Annotated in this window: 12 protein-coding genes; 4 read left to right on the top strand and 8 right to left on the bottom strand. The window is 65.2% G+C overall.

The features are described 5' to 3' along the window. Positions 1–107 precede the first annotated feature (107 nt). Both NP4_RS06745 and NP4_RS06740 read left to right on the top strand, forming a co-directional pair. Complete coding sequence (locus NP4_RS06745) at positions 108–2,102, top strand: alpha-keto acid decarboxylase family protein (RefSeq protein ID WP_211335807.1); 1,995 nt, start codon at positions 108–110, stop codon at positions 2,100–2,102. A gap of 699 nt (positions 2,103–2,801) precedes the next feature. Next, complete coding sequence (locus NP4_RS06740; protein WP_067993470.1) at positions 2,802–3,371, top strand: GNAT family N-acetyltransferase; 570 nt, start codon at positions 2,802–2,804, stop codon at positions 3,369–3,371. A gap of 12 nt (positions 3,372–3,383) precedes the next feature. On the opposite strand, the gene NP4_RS06735 is transcribed toward NP4_RS06740, so the two are convergent. Genes NP4_RS06735 through NP4_RS06725 form a run of 3 tightly spaced genes read right to left on the bottom strand, consistent with a single transcriptional unit; the run spans position 3,384 to position 6,776 of the window. Beyond that, complete coding sequence (locus tag NP4_RS06735) at positions 3,384–4,427, bottom strand: D-alanine--D-alanine ligase family protein (RefSeq protein WP_067993468.1); 1,044 nt, start codon at positions 4,425–4,427, stop codon at positions 3,384–3,386. 1 nt (position 4,428) lies between these two features. Further along, positions 4,429–5,439 carry an ATP-grasp domain-containing protein gene (locus NP4_RS40745; protein ID WP_067993466.1) on the bottom strand — a complete coding sequence of 337 codons (1,011 nt, stop codon included), beginning with the start codon at positions 5,437–5,439 and terminating at the stop codon, positions 4,429–4,431. After that, positions 5,436–6,776, bottom strand: coding sequence for an ATP-grasp domain-containing protein (locus NP4_RS06725; protein ID WP_082875613.1), 1,341 nt, complete (start codon positions 6,774–6,776; stop codon positions 5,436–5,438). The genes NP4_RS40745 and NP4_RS06725 overlap by 4 nt, the downstream gene beginning before the upstream one ends. Positions 6,777–6,929: 153 nt before the next feature. On the opposite strand from NP4_RS06725, the gene NP4_RS06720 reads away from it, so the two are divergent. Next, positions 6,930–7,919: an ATP-grasp domain-containing protein gene (locus NP4_RS06720; RefSeq protein WP_507762156.1), complete on the top strand. Its 990-nt coding sequence runs from the start codon at positions 6,930–6,932 to the stop codon at positions 7,917–7,919. Positions 7,920–8,319: 400 nt separating this feature from the next. Here the strand turns inward: NP4_RS06720 and NP4_RS06715 are convergent, their stop codons facing one another. The 5 genes from NP4_RS06715 to NP4_RS06695 all read right to left on the bottom strand — a co-directional run bounded on the left by NP4_RS06715 (position 8,320) and on the right by NP4_RS06695 (position 13,111). Then, entirely contained in the window at positions 8,320–8,772 is a 453-nt protein-coding gene (locus NP4_RS06715) for a hypothetical protein (protein ID WP_147287873.1), read from the bottom strand. A gap of 399 nt (positions 8,773–9,171) precedes the next feature. Next, complete coding sequence (locus NP4_RS06710; RefSeq protein ID WP_067993772.1) at positions 9,172–10,425, bottom strand: lipase family protein; 1,254 nt, start codon at positions 10,423–10,425, stop codon at positions 9,172–9,174. Between the two features lie 5 nt (positions 10,426–10,430). Then, positions 10,431–11,075 (bottom strand): FMN-binding negative transcriptional regulator, encoded by a 645-nt coding sequence (locus NP4_RS06705; RefSeq protein ID WP_067993460.1) that lies wholly within the window; start codon positions 11,073–11,075, stop codon positions 10,431–10,433. Between the two features lie 295 nt (positions 11,076–11,370). Beyond that, complete coding sequence (locus tag NP4_RS06700) at positions 11,371–11,595, bottom strand: hypothetical protein (protein ID WP_156524893.1); 225 nt, start codon at positions 11,593–11,595, stop codon at positions 11,371–11,373. Between the two features lie 292 nt (positions 11,596–11,887). Beyond that, positions 11,888–13,111 carry a phthiocerol/phthiodiolone dimycocerosyl transferase family protein gene (locus NP4_RS06695; protein ID WP_082875611.1) on the bottom strand — a complete coding sequence of 408 codons (1,224 nt, stop codon included), beginning with the start codon at positions 13,109–13,111 and terminating at the stop codon, positions 11,888–11,890. A 284-nt stretch (positions 13,112–13,395) separates the two neighbouring features. Here NP4_RS06695 and NP4_RS06690 point away from each other — a divergent pair, with 284 nt between their 5' ends. Further along, positions 13,396–15,408, top strand: coding sequence for a TPM domain-containing protein (locus tag NP4_RS06690; RefSeq protein WP_067993455.1), 2,013 nt, complete (start codon positions 13,396–13,398; stop codon positions 15,406–15,408). Positions 15,409–15,410 lie beyond the last annotated feature (2 nt).

Genomic DNA, 15,410 nt, shown 5'->3' with positions numbered 1-15,410 from the left:
CGCTGCGCCGCGACATCGATCGACCGCGCGAGGCCGGGGCACGCGATCGGGCCCGAACCCGGTCATGGCCGGCCGACACGCGAAAGGCACAGCGATCATCGGTGTGATTGTTCGACCACGATCTGCGAGTTGTCTTCGTGGCGCCTCGGGCGCACACCGACTCTATAGAGAGGAAAAAGGGGCCGATGATAACTGAGCCGCCGGACACCGATGGCGGAGAATCGGCCCACGCCGCCGAGGGGCAAGCGGCGAAGCGGGGACTGCCCAGGCGGACGGTGCTGACGGCGGGGGCTGTGGTTGCCGCGGGCGGGGTGGCGGCAGCTGTCGCTGTCGACAAGTTCCGCGCGGGCAGGAGGCTTTCCGGAGAGGTGCCGACGGTTGCGGAGTATGCGGTGGCGCGGCTGGCGGACCTGGGTATCGAGCATGTCTTCGGGGTGCCGGGCGACTTCGCGTTCGGGCTGGACAATGCCATCGAGGCCGAAAAGCGTCTCACGTGGGTGGGTGCCGCCAACGAGCTCAATGCCGCCTACGCGGCGGACGGATACGCCCGCATCCGGGGAGCGGCGATCCTGTGCACGACGTACTCGGTGGGGGAGTTGAGCGCGCTCAATGGCGTGCTCGGCTCATACGCCGAACGGCTACCGGTCTTCCACCTGGTGGGGCAGCCGAGCAGCAAGCTGCAGCGTGTCCGGGCGGTGACGCATCATTCGCTGGGGGACGGGATGTTTCGGCAGTTCGAAGCCCTGTCTGCGGCCTCGGCCTGCGTCAGCGCCCACCTCACCGCGCGCAATGCGATCGCGGAGATGGAACGGGTGATCACCGAGGCCCTGGCGCAGCGGCGGCCCGCGTATCTCACGATCGCGGCGGACGAGGCGTTGCTTCCGGTGATCGGTACACCGGTGGCGGGCATGGCGCTGACCGAAGTGCCTCGCCCGCAAAGCGATCCCGCATCCCTGGATGCGGCGATCACCGCCATCACCGACCGCGTGACCGCATCGAAGGCGACGGTCGTGCTGCCCGCCTACACGATCGGGCGCTTCGGCCTTGGACGGCAACTGATTCGGTTGCTCGATGCCTCCGGCCTCGCTTATGCCACCACACCGATGGACAAGGCCCAGATCCCGGAGACGAACCGCCATTTTCTCGGCATGTACGCCGGAGACAACTCCGAACCGGACGTCAAGAAGGCTGTCGAGAGCGCCGAGGTGATCCTGAACCTCGGCGGTGTCGCGTTCATCGACTCCAATACCGGGCAGTGGACCGACGGCCTGGACCCGGCCCGGATGATCACGGTATGGCCCGACCATGTGCGAATCGGCCACACCGATTTCAGCGCGGTCTACCTGGCAGACGTTCTGGAGCGCCTGACCACGGCGCTATCGAAAACCGAGACACCGCGGCTCGATTCGCCTGCGACACCGTCGATTTCCGGGGCCGTCGGGGATCCGGTGTCCTCCGCTACGCTCTATCCTCGACTGGCAAAGTTCCTGCGCGACAACGACATCGTGCTCGCCGAAACCGGCCTGTGCCTCAATCCCATGTCACGTATCCGCCTGCCCGAGGGCGCCGTCTTCCACAACCAGACACTGTGGGGATCGATCGGATGGGCCACACCCGCGGCACTCGGCACCACCCTGGCCGACCCGTCCCGCCGCACGGTCCTGGTGACCGGGGACGGCGCCCATCAGCTCACCGCCAACGAGATCGGCACCATGGGACGCTACGGCGTCAAACCGGTGATCATCGTGCTCAACAACGCGATGTACGGCATCGAGGAAATCCTGAACGAACACCAGGGCCACGTCTACGACGTCCTCGCACCCTGGAACTACCACCAACTCCCCGGCGCCCTCGGTTGCAAGGACTGGTACACCGCCCGCGTCACCACTGTCGGCGAACTCGACACAGCATTGACCACAGCCGCCACCCACAACAACGGCTGCTACCTCGAAATCATGCTGGGCCGCTCCGACATTCCCCCATCGCTACCGGCCCCCGTGCTGCACATGGTCTACCAGACGACACCGGACAGCCCCCCATTGCCGCCGATAGCCACCGTCGCCGCCGCAGAGCAGATGAACGGCAGCGGCCAACTCGCGTAAGGCCACCAGCCGATGCGCCGCGCGATCGCGGCTCACGCGTACCTGGATGCTTCTCCGATCTCCTCCCCGCGATCGTGAGGTAATGGGACCGCTCAATAGGGGTACAAACACACGCAATTCGACATACTGGATCGTCCGAGCGGACCGGCCGGTGCGCAGGGCTCGCCGGAGCAGCGGCGGGTCAGTGCGCGGGATGGTCCGGCTGAACCGCTCGAAAAGTGGCTGTTCACAGGGATGTTCGGCTGTGGCCGGCCCACTGTTGCGTCGGCGGGTGGTGATGGTGCCAAGTGCGGGGCCTTGTCCGTTAGGCGGGTTGGTGTTCGCCGAAGCGACCTCGGTCGTGTTAGCGGTGCGAGCACTCATCACACATTCGAAGAGTTTCGAATCTCTGTAATGGATCAATCTCCCGAGCAGCAGTTGCGTGGCGCCACCGATGAACTTCGGCGAGCCACCCACCAACACCGACACAGGTCGTCCAGCCTCCGTGATGCGCTGCGGTTCCTGCTCGTCTCAATCGTTTTCCTATTGGCCGCCCTAGCATTCGCCGCAGCGCGAATCCAGCCCAGGCTCGCGTTCACTCGCCGATGCCGCTTGTCCGTGGCTGCCCTTGGCACGGTGCGGCTCAATCATCCTGGCGAAACGCTCCTCAAACCCCATCCGGTGATCCGAGCTCCGTATCTGTCACGGGAAACTGTTCTCATGGCGTTGCTTATCGAGCCCTTCCTTGCGTCGGACGCTCTCGTCCAACTGCCCCAGCCGATCTTGCGGGCGGAAGACATCGTCCTGCGTCCTTGGCAGGCGGCGGATGTGCCCGTGGTGGTGGAGGCGTACTCGGAGCCGGATATCCGGAGGTGGCATGTGCGGTCGATGACCGAGGCCGAGGCACGGGAGTGGGTCGCGGCGTGGCCCGATCGGTGGAACGCCGGGAACGGCGCCGGATGGGCGGTGGCCGACGACTCGGGTGTCGTCGGCCAGATCAGCCTGCGACGGCTGATTCTGGCCGACGGGCTGGCGGAGGTGTCGTATTGGATACTGCCGCGGGCGCGAGGCCGAGGTTTGGCGGCGACGGCACTGTCGGCACTGACCGCATGGTCGTTCGGCGAGCTCGGACTACATCGGATCGAGATCCGTCATTCGACGTCGAATCCGGGGTCGTGTCGCGTAGCACGGAAAGCGGGATATTCGGTGGAAGGCATGCAACGCCGTGCGGGGCGGCATGCCGACGGATGGCACGACGTGCACCTGCATGCTCGACTCGGTGACGATTGACCGGTGTGCGGTTCAGGGGCGGAGCAGTTCGGCCACGGCGTCGCGGAACTCGATGCCATGGTTGGCCCAGGAGTTGAACGATCCGTAGGCGGGGCTGCGCCGGAGTCCCGGGATCGAGTTGAGCTCGTTGAACAGCAATTCCCCGTTGTCGCGCAGGAAGAAATCCACCCTGGCCAGGCCTCGCCCGTCGAGGAGATCGAAGACCGTCCGAGCCTGCTGTTGAACGCGCTCGACGATATCGGCATCGAAGTCGGAGTCGACCAGCCGCCGGATGCGCTGGGAGGTGCGCAGTTTCGACTCGTAGCTGTAGATCGGGGTGTCCGGCGCTTTTCCGGAGATCCGGGAGGTCAAAGCGATCGAGCTGGTCTTCAGTACGTAGCAGTGGACTTCGACCGCCTCGACATACTGTTCCACGAGGCACTGTGTCCCGAATCGGCGAGCCGCGGTGATCGCGGTATCGAGTTCGGATCTGTCGCAGGCGAAGGACACACCGATCGAGGATCCCTGCGAACGTGGTTTGACCACGTAGGGCCCGTCGAAGGGGAGCGACGGCCGGGTGAGATCGGTCGTTGCGATGTCGACGATCGTGTAGTCCGGTACCGGAATGCCGTGATCGCGCACGATCGACTTGCTGATGGCCTTGTCCAGACCGACGGCCGCGCCGAGCACCGTCGGTCCCGCGCAGGTGATGTCGAAGAATCTGCACAAGCCCTGGATGCTTCCGTCTTCACCGATCGCGCCGTGAAACAAAGGCAGCACGACATCGATATCGAAATGCGGCAAGCTCTCGGTGATCGGGTCGAGTCGCATGGTGCCCGGCGAGAGCAGAAGTCGGTATTCCGGTAGCCGGTCCAACAGCTCCACGGGGGTGTCGGAGTCCAGACAACTGTCTGCCGTGGCGGTGTCGCAGACGAGGAGCCGGCCCTTTTCGGAGGTATATACCCAGACCACATGGTGATCGAGTGTCGAGAGAATCGGAACGAGCGCATTCGCTGTGTCGATCGACACCCGATGTTCGCTGGACCGGCCGCCGAAGAAAACGCCTACGGTTCCCACGTCATTCTCCCAATCCGGGGCGTGGCACGAGTATCGGGTAGTTGTCGGTCGCCGAACGCCAGGGCATACCGGCGAACCGATCGTCGCAGTGGCCGCCGCCGAGATGCGCGAGAGTGTATGGGACGGTGACTGTCTCGAAGCCGTGCGGCACATCCAGTACCGGATGCACATTCACCTCGAAGACGACGCCGCCGCTCTCGGGTACCAGATCGACACCGCCGAACGGCAATCCGACCGCGGCAGTGGCTGCCACCGCCAGATCGAGCAGGTCTTGTGGCAGCGCATCGGGTGGCAACACCGTGGAGTGCGCACCCTGCGCTTCGTTGCACGGTGCGTCGGGGTCGTTCTGGACATGTTCACAGACTCGCAGCACCTGCCTTCCGAGGACCACGACTCGGTATTGGTGTCGCCGGCCTCGATGGTCGAAGTTCTCCGCGTCGCGGGTGAGCAGCCACCCGCAGTCGGTGTGCGCGTAGAACTCGACGGCCGCGCGCAGCTGCCGGATGCTGGTGATGTGGAAGACGTCTCGTCCGCCGAAACCGATGGCGGGACGCGCCCAGACATTGCGGCCGAGTGTTTCGAAGGCGTCCAACGCCGTCTGGTCTGCGGGGCGATCCAGGAAGACCGATTCCATCTGGGGGATACCGTGTTTCAGGAATCGGCCGACCGCCAGACGCTTGTCGGTGGCGTAGCGCCACGCCTGCGGATCGGCGCCCAGGCACGCGATGCGGCTGCCGCCGAGCACCGTCTGAAACCGTGCGAGCCGGTGGCGTTGCCGCGGCGGAATTTCGTACGCGATGAGCACCGCAGGCTGTGTCACCAGCCCGGCGGCGGGCACCTCGAGTGTCGGTGTTGTCTCGTGCGGATGCACCACACCGTCTCCGCCGCTGTAGAAATGCCGGGCATCGACGACCACCGGCGCCGCACCGGTCAGCACCTCCACCGCCCGCTCGAGCTGAGGCGAACTGCCTTCGGTGGACGCATGATCGGTCATTACCACGACATCGCTCATTGGTTCACCCGAATCGGCCGGCTCCCATGGTCTTCCGGAATCGGCGACCCGATGATCTCGACGGCATTCGATATTTCCCTGGTCGCTCGCTCGCAGGTTTCGGCATCTGCCGCCACAACGTATCCGAGCGCAGCGCGACCTTTGACGAAAGATTTCGGCGGCCGCTGCAGTAGCGTTCCGGGTTGAGCGAGTGGTGTCACCAGCCAGGCCTGCTCGGGGAGCAGGTGAGTGTGAACCCGCACCTCGTCGAGGATCATGTCATGCGGAGGGTAGAGATACCGCACGGCGGCCACGCCGCGCCGTCGAGCGGCGATATCGGCGGGCCTCCCCGCGGCCAGATCGGCTGCGGCCGCGGCCAAATCGATTCCGGTCGCGAGGAGACCGACGTAGGTGATCAAATCACCCCCGAGCCGCGCGTTCAGCTCGATAAGTTTGGGACCGTCCGCGGTCAGGCGGACCTCGGTATGGGTGACGCCGTGGTCGAAACCGGCGGCGGTGTGTGCCTGCTGGACCACGCGCCGCAACTCGAGGTCGTCGAGCAGCGGATCCTCGGCGACGACGAGATGACCTGTCTCCTCGAACGTCGGTGCCAATTCCTGCCGTTTGTGCGAGATGAAGGCCGGGCGTACCTCGCCTCGCCACACCACCGAATCGACCGTGATCTCCGGGCCGTCCAGATATTCCTCGACCACGATTCCCCGGTCGTCCTGGTCCAGGGCGGTGAAATTCGCATGCGCCGCGGTCGCGAAACGGAACCCGTCGTCGATCAGGTCGTGCTGATCGATCCTGACGACGCCTTCGCTCGCCGCGAGCGAACGCGGCTTGAGGACGACCGGATAACCGATCCGCCGTGCCGCGTCCCGTGCCTCGGCGACATCGGCGACCGGAACCGATCTCACCTGATCGAGGCGCTGCCGCAACCGGGACTTGTCATGGCAGATGCGGACGGCCGCCGAGGAACTGGTCGGCAGGCTCAGTCGCTCCGCGAGCCGGGCGGCCGCGACGATCCGCATTTCGTCGTAGCAGACGACACCGGCGAACAGAACATGCTTTCCGAGCCGGTGCGCGGCCGCCGCGGCGGTCTCGACGTCCAGCACGTCGATGCGCGTCTGCCCGATGATGTAAGGCAGCTCCCAACTGGCCGGTCGGGTGCCGAACAGCCACAGGCGATACCGCTGCGACATGCTCTGCAGGGTCCAGCCGCGGTAGGTGGCATCCCGGCCGCTGTTGACCAGCAGCAGCACCGGACGCTCATCGCTCAGCGTCGCACCATCGGCGGCCGGATTCGGAGCGCGCCAAGCCGATTCGCCGAACACCCCGCAGGTTGCCTCACTCATGCCTGACTGGCCCTCTCCTCGATTACATGGACCTGGTGTGCAACAGATTCAGCCCTGTCATAAGTGCGGTGAAGCGTGGGATACCGGTACAGCCATCGGGTTACGTTACGCTACGCGACCGAATTCGTACGGCTACCGAGACGGCAGGCGACGATGACGCGACTAGGGGTCTTCGGATCGAGAGAGGGGACTGCTGTGCCACATTCATGCTCACCGCGGGTAGCTCTCGTCACGTGTACAGAGTATCCGGCGCTGCTACCCGAAGACGCCGGCATTCTTCCATTGCTGCACTCGCGTGGAATCGACGCCCAGTTCGCCGTGTGGACCGATCCGTCGATCGATTGGGCGAGTTTCGATGTCGTTGTCGCAATCGGTGTCTGGGGCTACTACAAACAACACCATCGGTTCCTGCAATGGCTTTCCGACATGGAGCGCAACCGAATTCCATTGTGGAACTCACCATCTCTCATCCGATGGAACAGCGATAAGCGCTACCTCTGCGATCTGGCCACCCGGGGCGTGAGGATCGTTCCGACGGTCGTCGTCGAGGCCGGTCTTTCCGTGCGCCTGACAGAGGTGCTGACCGCGTACGAGTGGGATTTCGCCGTGATCAAGCCTGCCCTCTCGGCCTGCGCCTACCGTACCTTCCGCGCCGAACGCGCCACGGCCGACACGCATCAGGCAGAGCTGGACGTCATCCTCGAATCGAGTTCCGCGCTGATCCAGCCCTTCTTCCCCGAAATCCGCACCGCGGGCGAGTGGACCTTCTGCTACTACGACGGCGTACTGAGCCACACGCTCCTCAAAATGCCTGCCGCACAGGACTATCGCGTGCAACGCAGATACGGGGGCATCGCCGAGCTCCGGCAGGCACCCCCCTGGCTCCTCGAACAGGCACACTCCGTACTCGACGCCCTCCCCGAACAACCGGCCTACGCCCGAATCGACGGCGTCTGCCGGGCTCGCGACTTCTATCTCATGGAAGCCGAACTGATCGAACCCTCATGGTTTTTCGAACTCGACCCGTACGCCATGATCCGCTACGCCGACCTGCTCGAGACCCTGATACACCGCTCACCCGCACCCACCACTGCGAGACAACCTGAAACCTCAGCAAATCAGCCTCGATCCGGCACGCGATAGGCCTCGCGTCGACGAACCTCGACGACGTGCCGCTGGAGAGGCGCCACCGTCGCCGCCGTGCCATCGGTTCACTCACCTGGCTGGTGCCAATATCAGCGACGGTCGATCGGCTGCGGAATCGGGTGGGATTTACGCCGTACTCACGCTTTCCGTCGGAGGCTTCGCCGTCCTCGACAAGCTCTCTCTCAGCTCACAGCGATTCGTGGAAAGAATCGGGGAGGGAGGGGTCGCGGGTGGATGGGCGATGAAATCATGCGCCCACTTCAGAGCCCCCGAGACCGGCGCGCCGACCTGTACCCGGGGGCCCCGTCGGTGACGGCATCAACGCGATGCACGCCGCTTTCCGTCACAACCTGGCGACAAGTCCCGCCTTGCCGAGGCCGCGTTGGGGCGAGACGAGCTACACGAGGGGCTCGCCGCTGGATTGGATGACGTGGCAGTGGGATCCGGTCACCGTGCCTGTGCCGTCTCCGGCGTCCATTTTCAGGCAGCCCACCAGAAATTTGCCGGTATAGGTTCGTGTGGTCCCTTCGGCCGGGCTTTCGACGTCGTCGCTTTTGATGATCCGGTTCTTCGAGGCGCCCTTCTCGGGTGCGTGCCCGATCGCGTCGCAGCCGGTAGCGAGCGCGTTGTACACCTTGATCGTCTTGGTTCCGGGCTTTTCGTTGAAGTCCCGCAGGTCCCCGCTGAACGGTAGCGTCACGTCGTCTGTGCCGACATAGCGCACGGTGACCGCGTCGCATTGATACCCGTTGAAGTCCTTGTCCACCGCTGCGGACGCCACCGCTGCGAAAGAGGTCAGGGGCGCAAGGACGGTGCAGGCACAAATGCCGAGAGATTTCGCAACTGTCATGACGTGTTCCTCTCCTCGAGTACTCACCTCGGGCTGAACCAATGAACAGTCGTTCGAAACAGTAGAGCATCCGGATGGAAGTGACCGACGAGAACACGCCGCGTCGTGGCGTGGCACGACCCGAACCGGTGTGGCTGTCAGGTGCGTGATCAGCTACAGCACCCACTCTCTCCGAGCCGCGGCCGACGTTCGGCAACGCCGCCGAGGCCTGGCACGATCCGGACATCGCCTTCTGCGGAAACAACCCCCTGAACTCCTCGCCGGGCGCGCTTACCGCTTTTCCGGACTCGCCTGATGTTCTTCGGTTGAGATCATTCTTCTGATATTCGTTGTGAATAGATACCGACACACCCTCGGATCATTTTGGGCTGCGGGTCGAGGATCGTTCGAGTAATACGGTCACAAACCGATGCCCGCGAGGAACCGCAGGATGTCGTCGGTCGAGCTCTGCAGGGCAGCCTGGTGGCCGTTCGTCGGCTGCACGCCGAACTGGGGCAGGAACAGGACTCGGACGTCGGCGCCGTTGGCGCGCATGGCGGGGACATTCATCAGATTGGACCCGTATACCGGCAGATCGGTGTCCACAGCGCCTTGGACGATGAGCACGGGGGCGGTGAAACCCGTTGTCGGAGAGCTGAAGTAGGCGCGCAGTCGGTCGACGACGCCGGGGATCGTTGCCAACGGTTTGGTGAACATGGCGCCGGTCACGATTCCGGTGAATCCGTCGACCGGACCGTCCAATGACGTGATGCAGGTCGTTTCCGCCTTGTCGAGCCATCGTCTGCCCGCGTCGGTCAGATAGGTGTTCAGGTTCAGATCGGGCTGGGTATCGCGCAGCGCGGCGAGGGTCTCACCCAGGTCGTAGTTGTTGCGGGCGTTGATCACGTCGAGCGGGAAAGGAAGCATTCCGGGACCCAATGCCGGCAGTGCATATTCGATGTTGGCCGGCCCTGCCACCGACACCGTGCCTTTGAAGGCCAGCCCCGCGTCGCGGCGGTAGGTGCTCGCGAGGTGTCCAGCGCCGATCGCTGCGCCGCCGCCCTGGGAGAAGCCCACGACCGCCCACCGGCCCGACAGCGGGAGCCCGAGTGCGTGGGCGGCGACCACGGAATCGATGACGTTCTGTCCCTCGGTCGTGGTGTTGAGGTAGTTCGGCGTGCCAGGGGTTCCCAATCCCGCGTAGTCGGTGGCCACGACCGCATATCCCGCATCGAGGAACCGGTCCAGGAAATCGGCGAGGAAGGCCAGATTCGGGCGCATGGCCGCGGCGGAGGGCGCGCAATCGTCGAACAGTCCTGCGGTGCCGTGCGCCCACGCAAGCACCGGATACCCACCGGGCGGCGGCGCCGCGGCCGGAAGTATCACGGTGGCGGTCGAGGCAGCTCGGTGGACAGCGCCGTTGGGTGTGCTGTAGAGGTAGCGGATGCCCTGTCCGGCGTTCGGATAGTCCGCGCGCATGATCGCAGAGCTGAGCGGGACGGATCGGATCACCCGGCCGCTGTCGCGCGGAATGTCGCCGGAATAGTCGCGGGCATCCAGCCCGGACCAGTCCGGAAAAACCGTCGATATCGGTTGTGCTGCCGCGACCGCACCGGTGAAGGTGGTGCCCGAAATCAGCAGGGCCAGAATTGCGGATCCGGCGCGACCTCTCATGGCGATCACCGCGAAGTCCTCTTCATCAGTGCCGCCACGTCCTGATGCGTGGTGGAGCGTCGTGCGGCGAAGTCGTCGCGGACGCGCGCGAAGGTTCGTGGCGGCTGTTCCTGACTCAGCTTGAACATGCCCTGTGCGTCGAGCACGGTGGCGCGGAAAACCTCGACGGCCGACAGCATCTTGTCGAAGAAATTCAGCGCGGCCGACATGTCCCAGCCGCTACCGAATCGGGATTCCAGCGTCTCGACGGTCCGGCGCATCACGTCGAGGGCATGTGCCCGATCTTCGATCCTTTCCAGTACCACGCGCGCGTGGACGGCCACATAATCCCAGGTCGGCGCGATCTCTGTCGTATCGTACAACGCGGGTGACACATACGCACCGGGACCGGTGAACGCCAATACCGCCACGCTCCCGTTGTGCAGAGCCGAACAATGCGGATTGGCCCGGGACATATGCGTGAAAAGCCTTGCCCCGGCCAGATCCTGCGGCCATTCACCGGGATCGGATTCGGGAATCACCGGCACATGCGTGGCCAGCGGGCCGGTGGAATCATCACCGTTGGACATCAAGATAGCGAGTGGATACTGGCACACGATATCGGCCGTCGACAAATCGGGTCCGGGCCGGAAATGAGCGGGAACGAACATGCGACCTACCCTCCGGGATTCCAGCTTCCGATGGATCAACCCAGCGTGGGTTGTCCGAACCGATCGGTCAAGCCAGATAATCGGCTGTTAACAGTATTTGTTGCTCACATCACTTTCCCGAGCGGGAGAACGGGGCACGGAGTGAAAGCCCGTCCGCTACGCGAAGTCGACCGCGTTGGATACGGAAAGTCCACTCTCGAGCTCGCGCTGCGTTACTTCGACGCCCAGCCGACACCTGTCGGGGCCGACACCCTGCGGAAGGTGCTGATGGCGTCGCGGGGTTGAATCAGCGCGCCTACGGCCGCTCCTGCTCGATGGTCCGCTGGCCGACATTCGGCGAACCACGGCGACACGGACCGGCTATGGCACGTCCGCCGGATGGGAAAAGCCGCCGCGGCCATTCCCGTGCGCTGCTGGAAATACTGGGAGAAGTGGGCGGGATCGTCGAATCCGAGGTGCGCGCGCCGATCCGGGCCACCGTGTCGTCGCCGTGGTCGAGCAGGCGTTTGGCCGCCAGCACGACGCGCTCGTCGCTGAATTGTTCGGCGGTGGTAGCAGCGGGAGATGAATTCGCGTTTGGGGCCGCGGACCACCCGGGAGGATTGGTCCAGGCGAGCTCGATCAACTAGGTGTTCCATTCGGTTCATCAAACCTTCTGGCCTACGCTAGAGAATTTTTGGCTTACAGGTCAGAGTGACGGTGGTCACAGCCGCTTGGTGGAGCTACGTCGCCTGCAGGATCCGACGTGTCTGGGAGGTACCCCACTGCGATCACCGGATTCGGTGATGTGCTCGTTGAAACGCATCCGACTCCTAGGTTCTCGAGGCCGCACCGCTGATGAATTGCGTCAGGCCGCTACGAATTTCGGTTATGAATCGGTTCATCTGCTCGTCGGTGAAATATGTTCTGTCGTAGGTGAAATCGAGCTCGAGGCGACCATCGGTGGTGGAGGCGAACAGGATCGGGTTCTGCTGCGGGCTGGTGGTGCCGAATCGGACCGACCGCAGCTCGGCACCGGCCGGGAGCGGGGGCGTGTCCAGCCGCCCTAGATTCGAGACGGCGAGCGTGACCGTCCCCGGCGTCGCGTGACCGGGTTCGGCGTCCAACGTCAGGACCGACCGTTGTGGAAAGCCTTGGTCGACGCTTGTCTTCAGCTGGGTTGTGATCTCCCGTGCGTATTCGGCACTGTCGCCCTGCCCGGTCGAGATCGCGGTGCTCACGTAGCCGACCGCCAGTAGTTCGTCGTCGGGGCGCAGCGGGGGCTGTAGTCGTGATCGCAGGTCGACCCAAAATCTGAAGATGATCGTGCCGTCCACCATGTGCGACAGAACCGCTGCGAGGGTCCCGCCCAGCAGTCCGGTCACCGTGGCGCCGAGGGCGTGCGCCTGCCGCTGCAGATCCGTGGTGGCGCGGCGATCCAGCGACAGATGGCCGACCCCGAAGCGCTGCGCGGGAACCGGATGGCCCAGAGCCGACGCGGGGAGCAGCGCGGCGGTGGGCGGGTTGAGCAGGGCGGGAAATTCCTCGGCGCCCTGGTGTCCGGCGAGCAGCGAATCGAGGGCGGGCCGCAAGCCTCGACCGTGCGCCTTCGCCGGCGCTCGGCCTTCGGCGGCCGCGGTGTAATAGTCGAGCAGCATGTGCAGCAGCGTGGTGGTGGATATGCCGTCGGCCACCGAGTGGTGGACGGCGAGGCTCACCACGCTGTCGCCCGCGTGCCGGAACAACGCCGCGCGCGCGACCTCGCGCTCGCGAGTCAGCGCGGTGTTGAGTTCGAGGGCGAAGGGATCCTCGTCGGTGTCCACGACCCGCAGCGAGGGACCCGCACCGGCGGCGTACTGCAGCAGATAACCCGCCGCGTCGTCGATGATCCGGCTGCGCAGCAGGGGATGGTCCTCGGCCAAGGTGTGGAGCGCCTGCTCGAGGATTGCGGGCTCGACGACGCCGTCGATGCGGGCCTGCGCGACCACCGCACCCACGTCGGCGTTGATGAGACTGGCCTCGCCAGGAGATAGCCGGCGTTGCTCCAGCGTCCGCATGGGAACCTCCGTAGGTAGATATAGGGAAGTGCTATCACCCTTCAGCTAAAAACCATTCGGTCGGTTCTGCAACGTGAGAAAGCAGGCAGTGCAGGGACGAAATACTGTGCTGGGTGTCCGCGCGGGGACTGGGGTCGAGCACAGCTTTCGCTCAACCATCGATCACTCGATGGCACACTCTCAGCTACGTCGGTTCTTGGGCTACTATCGCCCTGCATCAGGTGTGGGATCTAGGCGCGGGCGCGTTTCTGCATTGCCAGCATATCGGCAGCTACATTCGTGGGATGTCGACACCGCTTTCAGGGGTTCGTCGCGTCGGGTCGCTGCCGTTGGTGCTGTTCGCCGCGTTGTCGGTCCTGCTGTCGGGCGTGGCAGGGTTGTGGTCGGCGACGGCCGCGGCGGAGGAACCGTTTCGGTTGCCGCAACCCGTCACCGATGTGGCGCGAGCGCTCGAGGGCGAGCAGCGTGATCGGGTGCGAGGGGCCGTGGACGAACTCTACGACACGCGTCGGGAACGGTTGTGGGTCGTCTACGTGCACGACTTCGGCGGACTCGACCCGCAGACTTGGGGGGATCGCGCTGTCGCGGCCTCCGGGTTCGGAGATCGTGACCTACTGCTGTCGATCGCGATCACCGATCGGGCCTATGCCCTCACCGGTGCCAGGCCGTCCTCGGTGAGCGAGGCCGAACTAAATTCTCTCCTGCGCGATCAAGTGGAACCGCGGTTGCGCACGGCGCAGTGGGCCGAGGCTGGAATCGCTGCGGCGCAGGGATTGTCGCGGGTGATGAGCGAATCCAAGAGGTCGGATCTGTGGCCGGTGGTGGTCATCGTCGTGCTGGTGGTGGGAGTAGTCGCGGGTCTGGCTCTGCTGTATCGGTGGCGGCGGCGAACGGTGCGGGACCGGGCCGGAGTAGTAGCGGCCAGACAGATCGACCCGGGCGATACCGCACGGTTGGGGGAGCTGGATCCCGATATTCTCGATATCCGGTCCAAGGAGATTCTGGTCGACGTCGACAATGCGATTCGCACCAGCGTCGAGGAACTGCGGCTGGCCACCGACGAGTTCGGCGCCACCGCGACCGCGCCGTTCGCCGCTGCGGTCGACGGTGCGAAAGATGCCCTCGCGCAGGCCTTTTCGATCCGTCAACGGCTCGACGACGACATCCCCGAGACCCCGGAGCAGCGTCGCGATCTGTTGGTGGAGTTGATTTCCGCCTGCGGGCGGGCCAATCGGGAGCTCGATGCCAAGGTCACCGAATTCGATGCCATGCGCAACCTGCTCATCGATGCGCCTCGGCGGCTGGACGCGCTGACCCGTGACGTGGTGGAACTGACCACGCGGATACCGCGTTCGGAGGAATTACTGGCGCGGTTGGTCGGTGAGTATCCGGCTTCGGTGATCGCGCCGGTTCGCGAGAACGTCACGATGGCGTGCGAACGAATCTCGTTCGCGCAAAGGGGGATCGAGGACGGGCGCGCCGCGGTGGCCCGGCCGGTAGGGGAGCAGGGTGCGGCGGTGGCCGCGATTCGCGGCGCCGAGTCGGCGATCGCGGCGGGCCGGGCGCTGCTCGACGCGGTCGACAGCGCGGCCACCGATATCGAACAGGCGCGCGCCGGGCTGCCCGGCGCAATCGAGGAGCTGCGTCGCGCTGTGGATTCGGCGACCACGCTGTCGGGGCGCGACGATCGGGAATTGGCAAAGGCGGTGGCCGCCGCACGGAAAACCGTGAAGCGCGCCGCGGCGGGCGGGGGGACCGACCCGCTTGGAGCGTTGCGGGAGGTGGTCGCCCGTGCTGTCGCCCTGGATCGCGCGCTGGCCGCGGCGACGGATCACCAGCTTGCCGGCGAACAGCTGCAGCGCCGCCTCGATCAGGCGTTCGCCGCCGCGGACGGTCGGGTACGGGCCGCCGCGGATTACGTCGGCACCCGCCGCGGCGGCGTCGACGCGGCACCGCGCACGCGGCTCGCCGAGGCCCGGCGTCATCTCGATCGCGCGCACACGCTGGCCGACACCGATCCGCAACGGGCACTGCGACATGCCCAACGGGCCGCCGACTCGGCCGATCGAGCCCTGCGCAGGGCGCAGTCCAGTGTGGGGAAATGGCGGGCCCGGCAACCGATTCCGCGGTTGGTCAATTTCGGTGCGGTACTCGCGGGCGTTCTCATCGAGGGCGTCGTCGAGGGTTTGCTCGGCCTGGACGGCGACTCCGACGACTCCGACAAATCCGGTTGGGGCCCAGGGTCGTTCGGCGGCTCCGACAGCTCCGGCCGAATCAGCCGCGGCGGACGATTCTGAAT

The sequence above is a fragment of the Nocardia pseudobrasiliensis NBRC 108224 genome, assembly GCF_001613105.1.
Classification (GTDB): Bacteria; Actinomycetota; Actinomycetes; order Mycobacteriales; family Mycobacteriaceae; genus Nocardia; species Nocardia pseudobrasiliensis.
This window is presented reverse-complemented; position numbering and strand designations above follow the sequence as displayed.

Coding starts and splice junctions, on each gene's coding strand:
- NP4_RS06710 (WP_067993772.1), bottom strand. CDS start 10,425: ATGAGAGGTCGCGCCGGATCCGCAATTCTGGCCCTGCTGATTTCGGGC.
- NP4_RS06695 (WP_082875611.1), bottom strand. CDS start 13,111: ATGCGGACGCTGGAGCAACGCCGGCTATCTCCTGGCGAGGCCAGTCTC.
- NP4_RS06690 (WP_067993455.1), top strand. CDS start 13,396: ATGTCGACACCGCTTTCAGGGGTTCGTCGCGTCGGGTCGCTGCCGTTG.
- NP4_RS06740 (WP_067993470.1), top strand. CDS start 2,802: ATGGCGTTGCTTATCGAGCCCTTCCTTGCGTCGGACGCTCTCGTCCAA.
- NP4_RS06705 (WP_067993460.1), bottom strand. CDS start 11,075: ATGTTCGTTCCCGCTCATTTCCGGCCCGGACCCGATTTGTCGACGGCC.
- NP4_RS06715 (WP_147287873.1), bottom strand. CDS start 8,772: ATGACAGTTGCGAAATCTCTCGGCATTTGTGCCTGCACCGTCCTTGCG.
- NP4_RS40745 (WP_067993466.1), bottom strand. CDS start 5,439: ATGAGCGATGTCGTGGTAATGACCGATCATGCGTCCACCGAAGGCAGT.
- NP4_RS06725 (WP_082875613.1), bottom strand. CDS start 6,776: ATGAGTGAGGCAACCTGCGGGGTGTTCGGCGAATCGGCTTGGCGCGCT.
- NP4_RS06720 (WP_507762156.1), top strand. CDS start 6,930: ATGACGCGACTAGGGGTCTTCGGATCGAGAGAGGGGACTGCTGTGCCA.